This is a genomic window from Bremerella sp. JC817 (assembly GCF_040718835.1).
Lineage (GTDB): Bacteria > Planctomycetota > Planctomycetia > Pirellulales > Pirellulaceae > Bremerella.
In genome coordinates, this window is record NZ_JBFEFG010000280.1 from 994,295 (window position 1) to 1,010,814 (window position 16,520).

Consider the following 16,520-nt stretch of genomic DNA (forward strand, 5'->3'; position numbering starts at 1 on the left):
CTATCAGATCTCGCGTGAACAGATTGCTATGACCGATAGCGAAACGCGAGACATGTTTCCTGAGAACGGCTGGCACGACCGATGGCGTAACCCTCATGGTCGTCATCCTGGCTGGGGACGCCGCGGACCAGGTCCTCCGGGACCACCTCCGACACAAGAGCAGATCCAGGCCTGGCACGAAGCTCAGCAGCGTCAGAGGGAACGCCGCCGCGACCGTCAGCGCGACGACGAAGTTGCCGACACCGACGAGAATCGTCGATCACGGCAGAAGCAGGAAAACATGGAGCGACCGCGCCCCATGGGCACCGATAACCAGCGACTGCTCGATGTCGGCAGTCTTGGACGGGCCCGAGACGAAGCAACCAAAATCGTTGCTCTGCCACGATAGCCGGCGATACGCTTCGGCCATGTTGTGGACGATCGCTTCTTCGACATTACCGCTGGGACATGGAATCACCAGCGCGATGTGCTGGGGAATGAACAACACGACGCGATGACGAATCTTCGCGTCGGTTACCCAGACGGCACCATTCTCGGCCACGGCAAACTCGCCTGGCAGTACGGCAAAGTCGACATCTTCCAGTTCGTGGGGATCTTCCACGCGGTCGATATCAACCGTTCCCATCAGCCCGTCGATGCAACTGACGGTCTTTCGGCCTTCGGTATAGACCGGGATCTTGGCGAGTTCGGCCGATAGCCCATCGATCCCTTCGACCACGACGGCCGTTCCGCCGACCGCTTGCAGCACATCGCCAAAGTGCGCGACCGCATCGCCGTATTGGATCCAATCTTGATCGAGGTTGGGCAGGTCGGCCGCGGGCACCATTTTGTTGCGGACCGATTTCAAAATGTCGTCTTTGCTGCTCATCAACGTTCGCTCTTCTGGGACTTCTTGCGCTGGGCGTATTGCTTGCGGAAACTTTCCGGCGGGGACTCGGGCATCTCGCGATTGCGGCCCCAGGGATTCAATCCGTTGTAGATCAGGAAGCGGGGCATGGTCCGCAGAAAGAACTTGCCGATCCCCCCCAGCCAGGCATAAAGCTTCGGCCGCTGGAAGACCCACGAGGCGATCTTCATCGGCATGGTCTTCGAGACCGGTAACTGTTTCTGGCGATTCACTTCGCTTCGCAGCGTCAGCAGTTGCTCGTGCAGATTGATCTTCACCGGGCAGACGTCGCTGCAACTGCCACACAGCGTGCAGGCAAACGGCAGCGACTTGTGATGCTTGGCGTCGCGCAGTGGATTGAGGATCGAACCAATCGGCCCTGGCACCGTGGCGGCATAGCTATGACCACCACTACGGCGATAAACGGGGCAGGTGTTCATGCAAGCGCCACAGCGGATGCACTTCAGCGAGTTGCGGAAGTCGTCGCTGTCCATCAACTTGCTGCGGCCGTTATCGACCAGCACGATGTGCAGTTCGCCACCTTCGACCGGGCCATGGAAGTGGGACGAGTAGGTCGTGATCGGCTGACCGGTCGCGCTGCGAGCTAACAGCCGCAGAAAGATGCTGAGGTGATCCACCTTCGGGATCAGCTTCTCGATGCCCATGCAGGCAATGTGAACCTTCGGCAGCGAAACACCCAGGTCGGCGTTTCCTTCGTTGGTGCAAACCACAAAGCCGCCAGTTTCGGCGATGGCGAAGTTCACGCCGGTGATGCCGACATCGGCTTGCACGAATTTCTGCCGCAAATGCTGCCGAGCCGATTCGGTCAAGTAATTCGGATCGCAGTTGCCTTCTTCGGTCTGCAGATGTTCATGGAACGTATCGCTGACATCCTCTTTCTTCAAATGGATCGCCGGCATCACGATGTGCGAAGGAGGTTCTTCGCGCAGCTGCACGATGCGTTCACCGAGGTCGGTGTCGACGACTTCGATGCCATGCTTATCGAGCCATGGGTTGAGGTGACACTCTTCGGTCAGCATCGACTTCGATTTGACGATGCGTTTGGCTTGATGCTTTTGCAGAATCTCGAGCACGATGCGATTGTGCTCTTCAGCATCTTTGGCCCAATGAACGGTTGCACCGCGAGCGGTCGCGTTTCGCTCGAACTCTTCGAGGTAGTCCGCCAGCTTGCTGACGGTGTGCGATTTGATCTGCGAGGCACAAGCACGCAGCGTTTCCCATTCGGGCAGACTGTTGGCCATGCGGTCGCGTTTCTCGCGAATGAACCACAGGGCCGAGTCGTGCCAATGGGTACGCGACTGGTCTTTGTTGAACCGGTCGGCGTTGGTGGGATGGTCGTAGCTTTTCACGGCGCTCATTGGGGGACTCCGTATCCGGCAAGGATCTCGGCAATATGCATGACCGAGATCGGCTGCTTGTCACGGCGAATCAGTCCGGCGAGGTGCATCAAGCAAGACATGTCGCCGGCGGTCAGCACCTGGGTGCCGGCCTGCAAGTGGTCGGCAACGCGATCGCGACCCATTGTGCAACTGACTGCCTCTTCTGAAACCGCAAAGGTTCCGCCGAAGCCACAGCATTCGTCTTTCCGCTTCAAGTCGGCGATCTCGATACCATCGAGCATCTCGAGCAGTTGCAGCGGCTTGTTGAAGCTAGGGGCGTTCAGTTCGCTGTCGCTCGCCAGGCGAAGTTCTCGCAGGCCATGGCAACTGGAATGCAGCCCGACCTTGTAAGGAAACTTGACCGGCAGCGATTCAATCTTCAGCACGTCGACCAGGAACTCGCACAGTTCGTAGATCCGCGTTCGGATCGTTTCGTAACGAGCGTCTTCGTGCACCAGGTGGGCGTAATGGTTCTTGACCATCGAAACGCAGCTTCCACTCGGAGCGACGATCGCATCGTAGCCAGAGAAGATGTCGAGAAAGCGATCGGCCAGCGGCAACGCATCCTGGTCGCAACCAGAGTTCAGCATTGGCTGACCACAGCAAGTCTGGGCTTCAGGGAACTCGACATCGAGTCCTTGCTGCTCCAGCAGGTCAAGAGTCGCCATGGCAACGCGCGGGTAAAGCTGGTCGACATAGCAGGGAACAAACAGGGCAACGCGCATGGCAAATTGAACAGCGAGAAGGGGGGATCCAAGAAGCAAAAGCAGGGCTGGTGTAGTCCAGCATTATAACTGGTTAGCCGGGCTTTCCGACGCAGATCAACCAATTGCCGGAGATTTTTCTGACAGCGTGTCCGATTGGGTCAAATCGGTGACGGATAGCTCAACCCTCAGCGTGGTGCCGATATCTTCCTGGCATTGCAGTTCGCAGTGGCCATGCAGCAGTTCGACACAGTCGTCGATTCGTTGTCGGCCGGCGACCTCTTCATCATGCATTAGATCGCAGGTTCCGTCGTCAATGATCCGCAGCAGCAGGTGATCGTCGTTCTGCTGAAGGTCGAGCGTCACGTGTTGGGCATGGCGATGGCGGCGAATCACGTCGAAGGCCTCGCGGACCAGGTGAACGATGGCACACTCGCTGAGCGGGGTCAGTCGATCAAAGTCGACATCGTGCCGGAAGGTAACCGTACGAATCGACTGCTCTAACTGCTCGGACAAACGTTCGAGACTGCCAATCACCCCTTCGTCGTGAACCAACGATGGGCTGAGGCAATTCATCACGCGGCGCGTTTGAAACAGGCTCTCGCGAATCATGTCGATGGCCTGGGGAAGGGTTTCGTCATTGAGTTGGCCGCGACGGCTGAGTCCTTCCAGGTGAAACAGCGCAGACGTCAAATTCGGCAAAGCCATGTCGTGCAGGTCGAGCGCCAGCAATTGCCGCTCACGATCTTGATCGGCCCGTAAAAACTGGAAGAACGCTTTATCTTCCAACAAATGGCCATGGGCCGACCGCAACGCATCGCACTGTTCCAGCAACTGACGGAGCTGATCTTGAAGTTCGGCAGTTGAGTTTTGTTTCTGCTGCGCTCCGGCGGAAAAAGCCAGCTGCCAAATAGCTACTGCGGCGATCGCAATCCCTACCAAAGAGGTTGCCAGGCCAAGACTTGAGAGCATAGTTGGCACGGTGAATGCACTGAGGCCCAGCGCGGCCGTCAAAATACCTAGGGCGGCAATAGCAGAATGGCAGTTTCGGTCGGCAAGCACGAGATGAGACCTCTGTGCATCGAGATGCGAGGATGAATCGTCAGTAAGCATGGTGATAACACCCCGCTAAGTGAGAAACAGCCCCTCCCTCAGGTTGCATGGCCGGGCCGTCGTTATAATTTGCCTAAAATACATAAGAACCTAATTTAACCAGCGTTCTGTAGCCGTTAAAATCGGCTCTCGCGAGCCACTTTGAGAGAATGTCCTACTGTTGAAGAGTCGCCTGAAGCTGGCGGCCATACGCATCTATTTGTTTTTCAGAGTGATCTGGGGGAAAGATTGACTATGCTTCGTGTTTGTTTGATTCTGACGATGACCTTCTTAGCACTGCCTCAATTGGCAGAAGCTGGTCGCCGTCACCACTGCAAGACTGCTTGTGTCGCTGCCTGCGACGATGGTTGTGGCACTGCTGCTTGCTCGACTTGCGGTGAAGCCGCACCTGCCCAGATGGTCGAAAAGACCGTCATGGTACCAACGAAGGTCATGGAAACGCGCACCGTTACCAAGACCGTCTGCAAGCCGGAAACCCGTGAAGAAACCTACAAGGTTTGCAAGCGCGTTCCGGAAACCAACTACGTGACCAAGGAATACACCGTGAGTGTTCCAACTTGGGAAACCAAGATGGTCGAGTACACCGTCTGCAAGCCTGTCTATGAAACCAAGACCGGTACCAAGACGGTTATGGTTCCGACCTACGAAACCAAGTTGGTCGACTACACCGTTTGCAAGCCAGTCTACGAAACCAAGACCGGTACCAAGACTGTGATGGTCCCAACTTGGGAAACCAAGATGGTTGACTACACCGTTTGCAAGCCAGTCTACGAAACCAAGACCGGTACCAAGACCGTGATGGTTCCGACCTGGGAAACCAAGGTTGTCGACTACACCGTCAGCAAGCCAGTTTGGGAAACCAAGACCAAGACTTGCACCGTGATGGTTCCTACCCAGGAACAGCGCACCGGTACCAAGACGGTCTGCAAGATGGTTCCTGAAACCGTCACCAAGACGCGCTGCATCGACAAGGGCTGCTGGCAGACCAAGACCAGCACCGACTGCTGCGGTTGCCCAACGACCTGCAAGGTTTGGGTTCCTAACGTTGTCGAAGAAGCCTACGAATGCACCGTTAGCAAGCCTGTTACCGAGCAAGTGGAATACACCTACACGGTGTGTGTCATGAAGCCGGAAGAACGCACCACGACTTACAAGGTCTGCAACATGGTCACCGAGACCAAGCAGAAGGAAGTCAAGCACATGGTTTGCGTCCCGGAAACCAAAGAATACACCTACCAGGTGTGCAAGATGGTTCCGGAAACCCTGACCAAAGAAGTGAAGTACATGGTCTGCAAGCCAGAGACCCGTGAATACACTTACCAGGTCTGCAATATGGTTTCTGAAACCAAGCAGAAGGAAGTGAAGGTCAAGGTTTGCGTGCCAGAAACTCGCGAGTACACCTACCAGGTCTGCAAGATGGTTCCTGAAACCAAGACCAAGGAAGTGAAGTACATGGTCTGCAAGACCGAAACCCGCACCAAGGAAGTTCCGGTTACGACCTACAAGACCGTCTACGAAGACAAGGTTCGTACCTGCACCGTCATGGTTCCAACCACCGTTACTGAAGAAATTCAGGTTCCGGTTTGCAAGATGGTTCCTAAGACCATCATGGTTCCAGCTTGCGGCAGTGCCCCGGTTGCTTGTGGTTGCGGTGGCTAAGCCCAACGCCCAGGCCTCCCCGGTCTGAAGCTAAATACGAAAAGGCCTGCGGTCGAGAGATCGTGGGCCTTTTTTTATGCGCGGAGGTCAGCGGCCGAAAGGGAGGCCACAATGGGCCACGCGTTGCGGGAGAACCGAAGGGGAGGGGAGTCCGGCGGTTAGGGCTGCTCTAGAACGCTTCAGGGCCGACGTAGGCGAAGCGAGGGATCTGCTGACCATCGATCTCGACGGTCTCGGTAAACATCGTCAGAGGACGCACCCAGAGGCTCTGATCGCCGTAGTCTTTGCGATAAACCACCAGCGGCTCTTCAGTCTCGCTATGCCGGGCCACGCCCAGCACGACGTACGCGGGGCCTTTGTAATGACGATAACGTCCCGCAATGATGGTTTCTGGGGGCAAATTCGACATGGGGCAGAAGCGCCTCTCAAGCGACGCCAGGCGAAGAAACGCCAATGGCAAGGAAGAAAGAAAGGGTGGGCGGAGGGATTCGAACCCACGACCCCTGGAACCACAATCCAGTGCTCTAACCAACTGAGCTACGCCCACCACGATCGAAGCGACTTATCTTAAATACCGGGCCGAATCTCGTCAATCGGCCCCCAAGGGCGATTTTCGCAAGATTCGCAATTTCAGGCACTTACTGCCCTTCGTTTACCTCGAAAGGAAACGAATCGTCGACGTTCGCCGCGGAAAGTTGGACCAGGAACGGGGCCAGTCGGTTCGCCAGGATCTGCAAAAGTTGCTCCCCTTTTTCAGCGGTCGCCTCGTGAGGGTTTCCGGAGCCGGAGTTGGTCGTCAGCAGGTGCCAGGGACGGGTAATCGACACCCACCCTTTCTCCAGTGCCTCGAATTGCATCGGTCTGACCGCTCCCGAATCAGCGTCGAACGACCCATCTGATCGTCGGGCGACCAACTCGGGGTTATAGGCAAGGATTAGGGATGTTTCCATTTCTCCGGCGTGGTCTTCGTTGTGCTTGAAGATCTGGTGATAGTCGTCGCCGTCGAGGACTTTGAACCAGTTGCACAGAAAGACATGCGCCTCGGTCTTGCCGTACAGTTCGCGAAGCAGCGGCTTCATCTCGTTCCCGCCATGGCTGTTCAGCAGCACTACCTTCTTGATCCCACTTTCGACCAGCGATTGGACCAGATCGGTCACCACCGCGTACAGCGTCGATGGATTTATGTTCATCGCCAGCGGAAACTTCCGCATGTTGGTCTCGGTGCCGTAGGGCATGGTCGGCAGCAGGATCACTTTCGCCCCTTGAGCATGCGCCGCTTCGCAGATCCGCTCGCCGATCATCGTTCCTTCGTAGTCGTCGGTCCCGTATGGCAGGTGCAAGTTGTGCGGCTCGGTAGCTCCCAGCGGCAGAACGGCGACCTCGTATGAAGTCTCTTTCACGTGACCATAACGGACTTCCGATAGTTTCCAGGGACGCGGGGCAGGCATGGTGAAGCTCCAACGAGAAAGAGAAACGTGGCAGGAGCTTTCGATTGTACGAGGCCAGCTATTGGTGAACTACCACGCCGGGCAACGATTGCTTCAGCCGGGCCACTCCGTCCGCGGTGACCTTGGTTTGGCGAGCATCGATCATTTCCAGATTCTTCAGCCGAGCTAAAGCAAGCAGGCCTTCGTCGCTGACCTGGGTAACTGCCATCCGCAGCACTTTCAAGTTCGACAGTCCACGCAGTTGGGCGATCCCGGCATCGGTGATCCGGGTGCCGCTGATGTCGAGTTCTTCGAGCCCCTTGAGCTTGCCAATGGTTGCCATCGATGCGTCGGTGACGCTGGTCGAAGCGACGCACAAGTCACGCAACTTCTGGCAATCTTTCAGGAAAGGGATGCCGGCGTCGGTGATGTTGGTGACTTGCAGGTCGAGCCAGCGAAGCTGCGGGAACTTGCCGATGTGCTCTAGCGCTTTGTTGGTTAGCTTCGTCGCGCCGCATAGCGATAGATCGGTGGTCGGTCCATCAGCGGGAAGGGCCAGCACTTCGTCGTCGGTCACTTGCAGATAGCTGAGATAACCGGCGTCGATCCGAGGGTATTCCTGGCCGGTTTCCTGCATCAATGTCAGCGGAATGTCGTTTCCTTGATACATCTTGTACAGCGTGCGGATGAACGGCTCTCGCAGCGAACGCTCGTCACCATCCAGCAAGTACTGCGTCAAGCCAGCCGAGTGGCTATAGATGGCCGAAATGTCTTCGCGTTTCTGCAGCTTCTCGCGGCCGAGCTCGACGATCTCGGCCAGCGGCATATGAAAGTTGCCGACGAAATAACGGTTCCGGGCATACTGTAGCCGCGAAGCATCGAGCCCCCCCAGCGTCATGTAGCCATCGAAGATCCGCAGCGATTCGAGATACATCGCCACCCCTTCGACTGCCCACGCGTTGAAGTTCAGCCCGACATCTTTGCTGGCCGAACGATACTCTTGAAACAGTTGGTGCGACACCTCATGGTGCCAGGTCGCATGGGCCGTTTCGTCGTCGCTGTGAAACAGATAGACCTTTTCGTCATCGAACTGATAGATCCCCAGCGTGATGCCGATTCGCGGCTGGACTGGTTCCAGGTAGCTGACATATTCGCCACGCGACTTGAACAGCACAACTTGAAACTTCTTCCGCACCGGGCTGGGCGTGCTGCCGTTAAAGTAACTGGCCAACTGGCGAGGGTTGCTCCAGAACGAGAAGAACATCTGCTCCCACGCCGAGTAAACCACTTCCAGCCGTTCCCCCAGCTTCAAGCCTTCCGCTTCGCTGTGGTTGGTCAGGATCTCGAAGTGAGGCGTATCGATCTGCCAATAACTTCGCGCTGGCCAGCCGAGCTTGGGATGTTCGTAACGGGGCTGCTTGGCGCGGGTCACTACGCCAGGGCGACGCCATGCGCCGTTGACGTTGGCATAGCCCAGGATCCGCCGGGCTTCGGCGTGATCGGGATTGTTGCGTAAGACTTCGTGCAACGTTTGATACGAGGCCGCCCCTTGTTCCGCGTCGACCAGTTTGCGGGCATGCTCGAACAACGCATCCGCGTAAGCGTTACGAAGTGAGCGGAACTTGGAATACCAAAACTGCTCGAGCTGCGGAGCGCTGCTCTTCGGTTCAAGCGGATCGGACTCTGGCACCAGGTAAAGCACGTTCGCTTCACCCATCGCAGGAATCAGCCAGTCGCGGGTTGTCTTCGCTTGTGCCGGCAGGCCGACTTCATCCGCCTTCTTGGCCAACGCTTCCAACTCGGTCTGCATCCGCGTATCGATCTCGCTACGCGACGGCGCGGCGGTATCCAAAGCGACAGCCGAAAGGATCAGGATGGCGGCGGTGGTCAGATGCACGATGGTTTCCGGAAAGAGGAGAACGGACTCGATAGTCTAGTGTGATCCCTGGGGCGGTTTCTTACCAATTATTGGCATCGGCGCACGAAAAAACCGAGCGGGCCATTTCGATCTGCTCGGTTTTTTTCGGTTGTAGGGCTTGCCGTGGCAAACCGGCTCGGCCGTCGTCTCCCCAGCCCAAAGCGGGGGCGACAGGCGATTTACTGCTTTTCTTTGTCGAAAGCGGAGTCGAAGGCGACATCGCTGGGGGCGAAGTCGATGCTGCGAACGAATTCGCACGACTCTTCCGCACCATGCAGACGATCCATGCCGCTGTCTTCCCATTCGACACTCAGTGGACCGGTGTACTGGATGTCGTTGAGGGCACGGATGATTTCTTCAAAGTTCACGCCACCATGGCCTGGGCTGCGGAAGTTCCAGCCGCGACGATGATCGCCGAAATCGATGTGGCTGCTCAGGATGCCGGTGCGGCCGTTGAGCGTGGTGATCGCGTCCTTGATGTGGACGTGATAGATACGATCGGGGAAGTAACGAATGAATTCCACAGGATCGATACCTTGCCACAGCAAGTGGCTAGGATCGAAGTTGAAACCGAATTCTTCGCGGTGACCGATCGCTTCCAGGGCACGTTCGGCACTATAGATATCGAAGGCGATTTCGGTCGGGTGAACTTCCAGGGCGAACTTGATGCCGCATTCGCCGAACACGTCCATGATCGGGTTCCAGCGATCGGCGAACAGCTTGAAGCCGTCGTCGATCATCTTCGGAGGAACCGGTGGGAAGCTATACAGCAGGTGCCAGATGCTGGAACCGGTGAAGCCGTTCACCACCGGCACGCCAAACTTCTGGGCGGCGCGGGCAGCGTTCTTCACTGCTTCGGCAGCGCGATCGTTGACGCTGGCCGGATCCCCATCACCCCAGACCGATTCTGGCAGGATCGACTTATGGCGTTCGTCGATGATGTCGCAGACAGCCTGACCACAGAGGTGGGTGCTGATCGACCAGCAGCCGAGGTCGAACTTGTCGAGCTGTTCGCGTTTTTTGTCGCAGTAGTCGTCCTCGGTGACGGCGCGGTCCACTTCAAAGTGGTCCCCCCAGCAAGCCAGTTCGAGACCGTCGAAGCCAAAACCTTTCATCGTTTTAGCCAAATCGTCCAACTTCATATCGGCCCATTGGCCGGTGAACATCGTGACTGGGCGAGCCATGCCGTGCTCCTTTTCGGGGGTGAAAACGCGTCGATGGAATGTCTATTGAAAATTGTGGGGACATTCGGAATCGGTATTTTGTCGGTTGCTGCTGCCAGTTGCAACCAGACAGACCACGCCAGTAGGTGATTTCCAAGGGTAGCGATTCTGCCGATTTCCGGGCTGGCGGCGAACTGGGTGCTATATTGAATCGTGAACCTGAACAAGAGGACCCGAGGCAATGACGGCACTTCGTACCTGGCTAACTACGTTCGTTTTTCTCGCCACCACCAGCGCGGCCCTGGCGGACCATCATGTTTCGCTGGAAGTGATCACCGAAAAGGGGATCTCGATTACCGCGCTGCAGGCCTGGAACAAACTGCTTAACGGCAAAGGAGCCGATTCGGTTTCGATTCGCTCTGGTCGCGAAGGAGAGAAGGTCGGTATCGTCGAGTCAGGGCAGGGAAGTTCCAAATCGTACCGCGTGACGGCGATTCTGTCGCGGAAAGAAACGCTGCACTTGCCGGACGGCACGAAATTCACCAAGCGAACGATCGGCGAACTGCCCACGTGGTTCAACAAGATCAAAGTGGGTGGCGAAGAAGAACTGAAGCGTCGCCCTGGTGGCGACGGCATGACCGCTACCGAACGCGGCGAAGTGAAAAGCAGCCTGGCGAAGGTGGTCGACTTCGAGACCAAGGGTCAGCCGATGGGCGATCTGCTCGGCTCGATGCGCGAGCTGACCGGGCTCGAGTTCCGCGCGACGCCGGCGACCATTGCCCGCGTCAAAATGGAAAAAGCGGAAGACGAAGTGAAGGGGATCTCGGCCGGGGCCGCGATGGCCATTCTGCTGCGGGCCCATGGCTTCGCGTTGGTTCCCAAGCGAGAAGTGGGTGGCGCCGTCAATCTACACGTGGTGAGTCTTAGCGAGGCAGAAGACGCGTGGCCGATTGGTCAGCCGCTGACACGCAGCCCAGCCGATACCTGCCCGGTGCTGTTTCAGTTTATCGATGTCGAGATCAATCGCACGCCGCTCGAAAAAGCGATGGGCGCGATCGGAGGCCGGTTGAAGACACCGATCTTCTACGACCACTACAAGATCGCTCAGGACAAGATCGATACCAACATCGATGTCCGTTTTCCCAAAGACAAAACGTTCTATAAGAAGATCCTCGACCACATTCTGTACCAGGCCTTTCTCAGCATCGACCTCAAAGTGGACGAAGCCGGAGCCCCCTTTCTGTGGGTGACTTCCGCAAAACGGGGGTAATTCTTTGTTCAAATTAGCGCAGGTCCGCTTGGCGCTGTTTAGAATGGCGCAACCGTGATGTCGCCGACATCGTTGTGCTGAATCGACCTGCCATGTTGACCGCTGAATGAACTCTGCCATGACTTCCCATCGATCTTTGTTTGGGGGCGGCTTCTATGTGAAGTTGCCAGGACTGTTGCTGTTGTTGGCTGCCGCGTGGGGAATGACTTTCCCTGGGCAAGCATCTGCCGCCGATCTGGCTGCCTGGAAGAAGGCGGGAGAGAAGCCGAGCTACTTCGTCGAGATCGGCGATGGCAAGTGGGTGGAAGCTCAAGAGGAAGGTCGCGTTTTCCAGTTCGAGCAACTCTCGCGCGATGCCCGCAACGTCGAACTGATCGACCGTCGCCGCAACATCAAAATCAAACTGCACAGCGATCACGCGGAGCTCTCGAACCAGGGACGCCCTTACACACGTTGGCTCAACGGTAGCTGGACGAACTATAAGAAGTTGCCAGAGTTCGCGCAGTTCTCGCCGATCGATCACAAGGTGCGACTGGTTTACTTCGTGCCCACCGATCGCGAACCGACCGCCAACTATCGCGAGAAGATCAACACGTTGATGTCGATCGTCAACGACACGTACAAGTTCGAGTTTCAACGTCGCGGTCTGCCCGATCGTGGTTTGGAATTTCAATTGGATGAAGATGGCCAGCCGATCGTGCACCTGGTGCGGGCCAAGCATCCGGCGCAGCACTACAACGGCGCACCGAACTACGACACCTACTACCAGTTGCGACAGATCTTGCCCGAGATCCCCAACAGCATCGGCTCCGAGCAGACCCATTTGCTGGTGACCTTTGCCGAAACGTACGATCCCGGTCCGAACCGTGTTGAATGGCCCGGCGGGATCGCGCTGGGTGGTTGGCGTTCGCCCGATGGCGGCACGGCAACGTTCTCGGCCTGGGTGCTGCAAGATATGTTCTGTGCGACCACGGTCAAAGAGCAGCGCAAGTTGTTCAACGATCGCACGCCGATCGAAGGCCGCACCGCGCTGGGGCATGGTCGAAAGAATTCGCCCCGCTTCGAGTTCATCGAAGATGGCATGGGCGCGGTCGTGCATGAAGTGGGGCACGCGCTGGGGTTGCCGCACGATCAACGTGACGATCGCCATTACATCATGGGCAATGGTTTCCGCACGCTACGATCGAACCTTGATCCGAACACCGCGGTCGAAGACCGAGCCCGGTTCTCGGACGCGAACGCTGGCATTCTGGCTTCTTCGCGTTTGCTGAATCCGGAAGTCGACAAGACCGACGCGGTTCCGCCAACGGTGGAACTAAAGGTCGAGCCGACCGACAAACCGAATCGCTACAAGGTCCATGTGCTGGCCAAAGATGATCGCGGCGTGAAAGCCGTTCTTTACTACGACGACGTGCGCGGCTGCGTTGCCGAAGGGAAGGGACTGCAAGGAACGGAAGCGGAAGACGAGATGGAACTCGAGTTTCAGACCGATCGAGAAAAGAACGAAGTTCGCATCCAGGCTCGCGTAATCGACCAGGGTGGCAACATTACGACCGTTCAGAGCATCCTCAAGCCATAAGGTTTGACGATGGTTGCCATAGAAAAAACGCACCTGAGACGATCGCCTCAGGTGCGTTCATGATGGTTACGGGATGGGGTGTCGTGTCGGCTTGTAAATTAGGGGCGAGCCGGACGACGTTCCGCAGTGCTAATCTGCAAGGTTCCGACGCCCGCCCGCGACATACGATCGTGATGGTCGCTTCTTATACTGTCGCCAGGCATCGCTATGAACTCGGATCCAAAAGCATCCACATTCGGGTGTGGTACATCTTCAGGTTTCCTGAAGCTTCGTGAAATCTGGTAAACGATTCCTCCCCACGAATCCGAAGTAGTTGCCACTATTATTCGCGGCTAGGGGCTGATGCTCTCGGAAACCTTGATAAGATCGGTCGGTTAGGCCTGACAGCGGTTGGACATTTAGCCAACTCAGGTCGACTCGCTCTTGGCACTGGTCATTCTTCTGGTGTCGGCGTGCGGCAGCCACCCAGAGCATCATTCCCCTCAGGCGATCGGTTCATTAGAAACCGATACCAATGCTGAAACCGGGACCGTAACCATAGCTACGATATCCGCCATAGCGGGGACCGTAATAGGAAGGTCGGTAGTAGCGTGGGCCGTAATAGGCACGCGAATAGGGAGCGCGATAGACCGATCGACGGCCTGGATAGCCATAGTATCCGCCGACACGAACAGCCGGAGCTCGGTAATAACGACGTCCGCCGGCATCGGCCTGCGACGTGTTAGCAAACATAAAACCGCCAGTAACCAAGGCAGCTAACAAAAGCGTTCGAAACATGATAATTCTCCTTAGTGCTGAGAGATAACTGGTGAGCCTCCCCCAAAAACCACAGCACTAACAAGCAGTTGCCATGCCAAGCGGCCCGGAAATGCGCCGCATCCCGCTATGGGCATAGATAGGGGGCCCCACGCAAACGCAATTGCGGCAGCGATTCGACCCGCTCGAAATAGATATCGACCACTTGGTGGTCCCCCAGGATTCCCGATGCTGGTGTGTTCGAGGTGATGGTCACTTCGTAGATGCCATCTTCCAGCAGCAACTGCTGCGACTTGGGACAATCTGTTTCCCAGTCGGCTAAATCATTCAGGTCTCGAAAGCAGACGCGGCCTCCCTGGCAATTCAAAGCGAGCCGCAACTGAAACTCTTCGTCGGTCGCTTCCAGATCTGGGGCGTCGCGCAAAATGCGTAACTCGAAGTTGCCGGCCGTCCCGGTGCAGAAGCCAACGATCGATCCTTCGCGAACATGGCGTTCAACGTCGTGGGCCTCCATATAGTGACGACCAAAGTAGTCGTCGCCTTGCTCGATATGCGCGACGCTGCCAGGCGAATAAAAGATGATCCCCAGGCCGGAGGTCTCCAGGAGAATGGTTTTGACGATGCCACTCATGCGTTTGCTTGCCCTACGCGTGGTGTTCGATCTGCGGGATGTCACGGTGCACGGATCGCAATCGGGCATCGCTTGCTGAAGGCGATACCCGGGTCGCTGATCCTTCTAAGAGAAAGCTTAACCGATACTGACGACCGGTTCGCCTAAAACGTCCATGCGTGGCGAGATCCCGAGACCTGGCTGCTGCGAGGCCTGCATCCGGCCATGCACCCGCTGCGGGGCACCTTCGGCGATGCTGGTGGTGACGTAGCTGTTGAAGTCGGTCGAAGTGAAAAGATGCTCGGTCGGCGTGCTGTGGGCCAGGTGCGAGATTGCCGCCGTGACGATGTCGCCACCCCAGCTATCCTCGATCGTGACGACCAGGCCCTGCGAAACGGCCAGGTCGCGGGCCAGCTTCGCCTTGGTCAGCCCGCCGAACTTGCTGATCTTAATATTCACCGCGTCGGCGGCGCGTTCCGAAATGCAACGGACCAGCATGTCGTGCCCGTCGATCACTTCGTCCAGCACGAATGGCAGCGGCGTCTTCTCGCGAATGACACGGCACTCTTCATAGGTCGCACAAGGCTGCTCGATATAGACATCGACATCGCGGACGGCGTTCACGACACGCAAGGCATCGTGCGGCAGCCAACCAGTGTTGGCGTCGGCAATCAGCTTGTCGCCTGGTTCCAGCACTTCGGCCACGGCACGAATTCGGGCGATGTCGTCGCTGGCCTGGCCGCCTACCTTCAACTGAAAGCGGCGGTAACCCTCTTCGCGATAACCAGCAACCTTGGCCGCCATTTGTTCAGGCGACTGCTGCGAAATCGCTCGGTAGAGAACGTAGTCTTCGCCATGGCGTCCGCCAAGCAGTTCGCAGACCGGCAGACCGGCGACCTGACCCAGGATGTCCCAACAAGCGATGTCGATCGCCGACTTCACATAAGGGTGACCCTTCAGCAGATAATCCATCCGGCGATTGAGCGGGCCAAGCTGTGTCGGATCAACTCCCAGCAGTTGTGGGCCGATCTCTTGCAAGCCGGTGCGGACACCTTTCGCGTATGCCGGCAAGTAAACCGGACCGAGGGGGCAGACTTCGCCGTGACCGACCACGCCGGCGTCGGTTTCGACCCGGACGACGGTGCTGTCGAAGGTGGTGACACTCTTGCCTTCGCTCCAGGCATAGTTGCCTTCGACCAAAGGAAGATCAATTTGGTAGGCGGAAATGCGGGTGATTTTCATGAGGAGTCGTTCCCGGAAGTGTGGTTGCGATCGGTTGATTTTAAGGCAACGGGACTCCTCGCAATACTTGGCTGCGCAAATTTTCTCATTTACGTAAAGCTGGGAAAGCTTATCGTTTCCAGAACTGCCACCATTTGGCAGTGGGGAGAAGCTGGACGAAGCTTCGCGGATGGTCGGCGGTGGGCTCTTCGTAGATCGCGAAGCCTGTTAGCTGCCGAGCGACTTCCAGCGGGACTTCCAGAATGCAGTCGACCTCTGGCTGCTGATCGTCGCAAAGGGTTTGCTGGGCGACGAATTCTTCGCACACCCTTTGGTAGCACGCTGGAAGGGTGCCCGATGTGGTGAGGTGATGATGCCCAGCCGGTTGATGGCTGTCGTGATGGATCTGCCAAAGCTGTTGGCCATGGTGCCAACTGGCCGAGGTCGCGATCATCACATGTTCTTCGACCGCACAGCAAATCACTTCGCCAAACTGCGAAAGCCCGGCCAGGTCTTGCGCCGCGGCAAAGTCGGCATCTTTCGCCACGACGACGTACCAGTCGTCGTCCAACTGCATGCCGGCCAGCGGCCAGGTAGGGTGCGTCCCTTCTTGATCGGTGGGCTGAAGATCGAGATGCCGCAGCGTGTTCGACGCACTAGCGCCGCGCACCGCGAGCCAGGAATAGGCGAATCCCACGTGGTTGTCTCCTTCGCTGCTGCACGTCCGAAAGCGAACCCAACAGCATCATACGGAAACCGGCCGCCTGGAAATACAAAAGGCACGGAGTTTTCAGTCCGTGCCTTTGAAGTTTTA

The 16,520-nt window shown here is 57.2% G+C and carries 15 protein-coding genes and 1 tRNA gene; 3 read left to right on the forward strand and 13 right to left on the reverse strand.

Annotated elements, in window-relative coordinates; genetic code table 11:
• Positions 1–259 precede the first annotated feature (259 nt).
• From AB1L30_RS22445 to AB1L30_RS22460, 4 genes are all read right to left on the reverse strand, one after another.
• Positions 260–868 (reverse strand): LUD domain-containing protein, encoded by a 609-nt coding sequence (locus AB1L30_RS22445; protein ID WP_367016176.1) that lies wholly within the window; start codon positions 866–868, stop codon positions 260–262.
• Positions 868–2,265: a lactate utilization protein B gene (locus AB1L30_RS22450; protein ID WP_367016178.1), complete on the reverse strand. Its 1,398-nt coding sequence runs from the start codon at positions 2,263–2,265 to the stop codon at positions 868–870. The genes AB1L30_RS22445 and AB1L30_RS22450 overlap by 1 nt, the downstream gene beginning before the upstream one ends.
• A complete protein-coding gene (locus AB1L30_RS22455; protein WP_367016180.1) occupies positions 2,262–3,011 on the reverse strand; it encodes a (Fe-S)-binding protein in 750 nt (249 codons plus the stop codon). The genes AB1L30_RS22450 and AB1L30_RS22455 overlap by 4 nt, the downstream gene beginning before the upstream one ends.
• Before the next feature lie 96 nt (positions 3,012–3,107).
• Positions 3,108–3,962 (reverse strand): histidine kinase, encoded by an 855-nt coding sequence (locus AB1L30_RS22460; RefSeq protein ID WP_367016182.1) that lies wholly within the window; start codon positions 3,960–3,962, stop codon positions 3,108–3,110.
• A gap of 375 nt (positions 3,963–4,337) precedes the next feature.
• Here AB1L30_RS22460 and AB1L30_RS22465 point away from each other — a divergent pair, with 375 nt between their 5' ends.
• A complete protein-coding gene (locus AB1L30_RS22465; RefSeq protein WP_367016184.1) occupies positions 4,338–5,762 on the forward strand; it encodes a hypothetical protein in 1,425 nt (474 codons plus the stop codon).
• A 169-nt stretch (positions 5,763–5,931) separates the two neighbouring features.
• Here AB1L30_RS22465 and AB1L30_RS22470 read toward each other — a convergent pair whose 3' ends face one another.
• The 5 genes from AB1L30_RS22470 to AB1L30_RS22490 all read right to left on the reverse strand — a co-directional run bounded on the left by AB1L30_RS22470 (position 5,932) and on the right by AB1L30_RS22490 (position 10,291).
• Complete coding sequence (locus tag AB1L30_RS22470) at positions 5,932–6,171, reverse strand: DUF1653 domain-containing protein (protein WP_367016186.1); 240 nt, start codon at positions 6,169–6,171, stop codon at positions 5,932–5,934.
• Positions 6,172–6,235: 64 nt separating this feature from the next.
• Positions 6,236–6,309: transfer RNA gene (locus AB1L30_RS22475), tRNA-His, on the reverse strand.
• A gap of 91 nt (positions 6,310–6,400) precedes the next feature.
• A complete protein-coding gene (locus AB1L30_RS22480) occupies positions 6,401–7,210 on the reverse strand; it encodes a creatininase family protein (RefSeq protein WP_367016188.1) in 810 nt (269 codons plus the stop codon).
• Positions 7,211–7,268: 58 nt separating this feature from the next.
• Positions 7,269–9,086 carry a hypothetical protein gene (locus AB1L30_RS22485; protein ID WP_367016190.1) on the reverse strand — a complete coding sequence of 606 codons (1,818 nt, stop codon included), beginning with the start codon at positions 9,084–9,086 and terminating at the stop codon, positions 7,269–7,271.
• 200 nt (positions 9,087–9,286) lie between these two features.
• Positions 9,287–10,291, reverse strand: a complete 1,005-nt coding sequence (locus tag AB1L30_RS22490; protein WP_367016192.1) for a sugar phosphate isomerase/epimerase family protein — start codon at positions 10,289–10,291, stop codon at positions 9,287–9,289.
• 220 nt (positions 10,292–10,511) lie between these two features.
• On the opposite strand from AB1L30_RS22490, the gene AB1L30_RS22495 reads away from it, so the two are divergent.
• Together AB1L30_RS22495 and AB1L30_RS22500 are read left to right on the forward strand one after the other, a co-directional pair.
• Positions 10,512–11,540: a hypothetical protein gene (locus AB1L30_RS22495; protein ID WP_367016194.1), complete on the forward strand. Its 1,029-nt coding sequence runs from the start codon at positions 10,512–10,514 to the stop codon at positions 11,538–11,540.
• A gap of 118 nt (positions 11,541–11,658) precedes the next feature.
• Positions 11,659–13,119, forward strand: coding sequence for a hypothetical protein (locus AB1L30_RS22500; protein WP_367016196.1), 1,461 nt, complete (start codon positions 11,659–11,661; stop codon positions 13,117–13,119).
• A gap of 498 nt (positions 13,120–13,617) precedes the next feature.
• On the opposite strand, the gene AB1L30_RS22505 is transcribed toward AB1L30_RS22500, so the two are convergent.
• From AB1L30_RS22505 to AB1L30_RS22520, 4 genes are all read right to left on the reverse strand, one after another.
• A complete protein-coding gene (locus AB1L30_RS22505; protein ID WP_367016198.1) occupies positions 13,618–13,896 on the reverse strand; it encodes a hypothetical protein in 279 nt (92 codons plus the stop codon).
• Positions 13,897–14,002: 106 nt separating this feature from the next.
• The gene (locus tag AB1L30_RS22510; protein ID WP_367016200.1) at positions 14,003–14,506 is read right to left on the reverse strand and encodes a hypothetical protein; all 504 of its coding nucleotides are present in this window, start codon (positions 14,504–14,506) and stop codon (positions 14,003–14,005) included.
• Positions 14,507–14,623: 117 nt separating this feature from the next.
• Positions 14,624–15,727: a cis-3-hydroxy-L-proline dehydratase gene (locus AB1L30_RS22515; protein ID WP_367016202.1), complete on the reverse strand. Its 1,104-nt coding sequence runs from the start codon at positions 15,725–15,727 to the stop codon at positions 14,624–14,626.
• A gap of 109 nt (positions 15,728–15,836) precedes the next feature.
• Positions 15,837–16,403, reverse strand: a complete 567-nt coding sequence (locus AB1L30_RS22520; RefSeq protein WP_367016204.1) for a hypothetical protein — start codon at positions 16,401–16,403, stop codon at positions 15,837–15,839.
• Positions 16,404–16,520: the final 117 nt, after the last annotated feature.

Excerpts from the sequence above, each read along its gene's own strand:
- AB1L30_RS22470 (WP_367016186.1), bottom strand. The coding sequence starts at position 6,171 with ATGTCGAATTTGCCCCCAGAAACCATCATTGCGGGACGTTATCGTCAT.
- AB1L30_RS22490 (WP_367016192.1), bottom strand. The coding sequence starts at position 10,291 with ATGGCTCGCCCAGTCACGATGTTCACCGGCCAATGGGCCGATATGAAG.
- AB1L30_RS22445 (WP_367016176.1), bottom strand. The coding sequence starts at position 868 with ATGAGCAGCAAAGACGACATTTTGAAATCGGTCCGCAACAAAATGGTG.
- AB1L30_RS22505 (WP_367016198.1), bottom strand. The coding sequence starts at position 13,896 with ATGTTTCGAACGCTTTTGTTAGCTGCCTTGGTTACTGGCGGTTTTATG.
- AB1L30_RS22455 (WP_367016180.1), bottom strand. The coding sequence starts at position 3,011 with ATGCGCGTTGCCCTGTTTGTTCCCTGCTATGTCGACCAGCTTTACCCG.
- AB1L30_RS22515 (WP_367016202.1), bottom strand. The coding sequence starts at position 15,727 with ATGAAAATCACCCGCATTTCCGCCTACCAAATTGATCTTCCTTTGGTC.
- AB1L30_RS22450 (WP_367016178.1), bottom strand. The coding sequence starts at position 2,265 with ATGAGCGCCGTGAAAAGCTACGACCATCCCACCAACGCCGACCGGTTC.
- AB1L30_RS22465 (WP_367016184.1), top strand. The coding sequence starts at position 4,338 with ATGCTTCGTGTTTGTTTGATTCTGACGATGACCTTCTTAGCACTGCCT.
- AB1L30_RS22460 (WP_367016182.1), bottom strand. The coding sequence starts at position 3,962 with ATGCTCTCAAGTCTTGGCCTGGCAACCTCTTTGGTAGGGATTGCGATC.
- AB1L30_RS22500 (WP_367016196.1), top strand. The coding sequence starts at position 11,659 with ATGACTTCCCATCGATCTTTGTTTGGGGGCGGCTTCTATGTGAAGTTG.
- AB1L30_RS22510 (WP_367016200.1), bottom strand. The coding sequence starts at position 14,506 with ATGAGTGGCATCGTCAAAACCATTCTCCTGGAGACCTCCGGCCTGGGG.
- AB1L30_RS22480 (WP_367016188.1), bottom strand. The coding sequence starts at position 7,210 with ATGCCTGCCCCGCGTCCCTGGAAACTATCGGAAGTCCGTTATGGTCAC.
- AB1L30_RS22495 (WP_367016194.1), top strand. The coding sequence starts at position 10,512 with ATGACGGCACTTCGTACCTGGCTAACTACGTTCGTTTTTCTCGCCACC.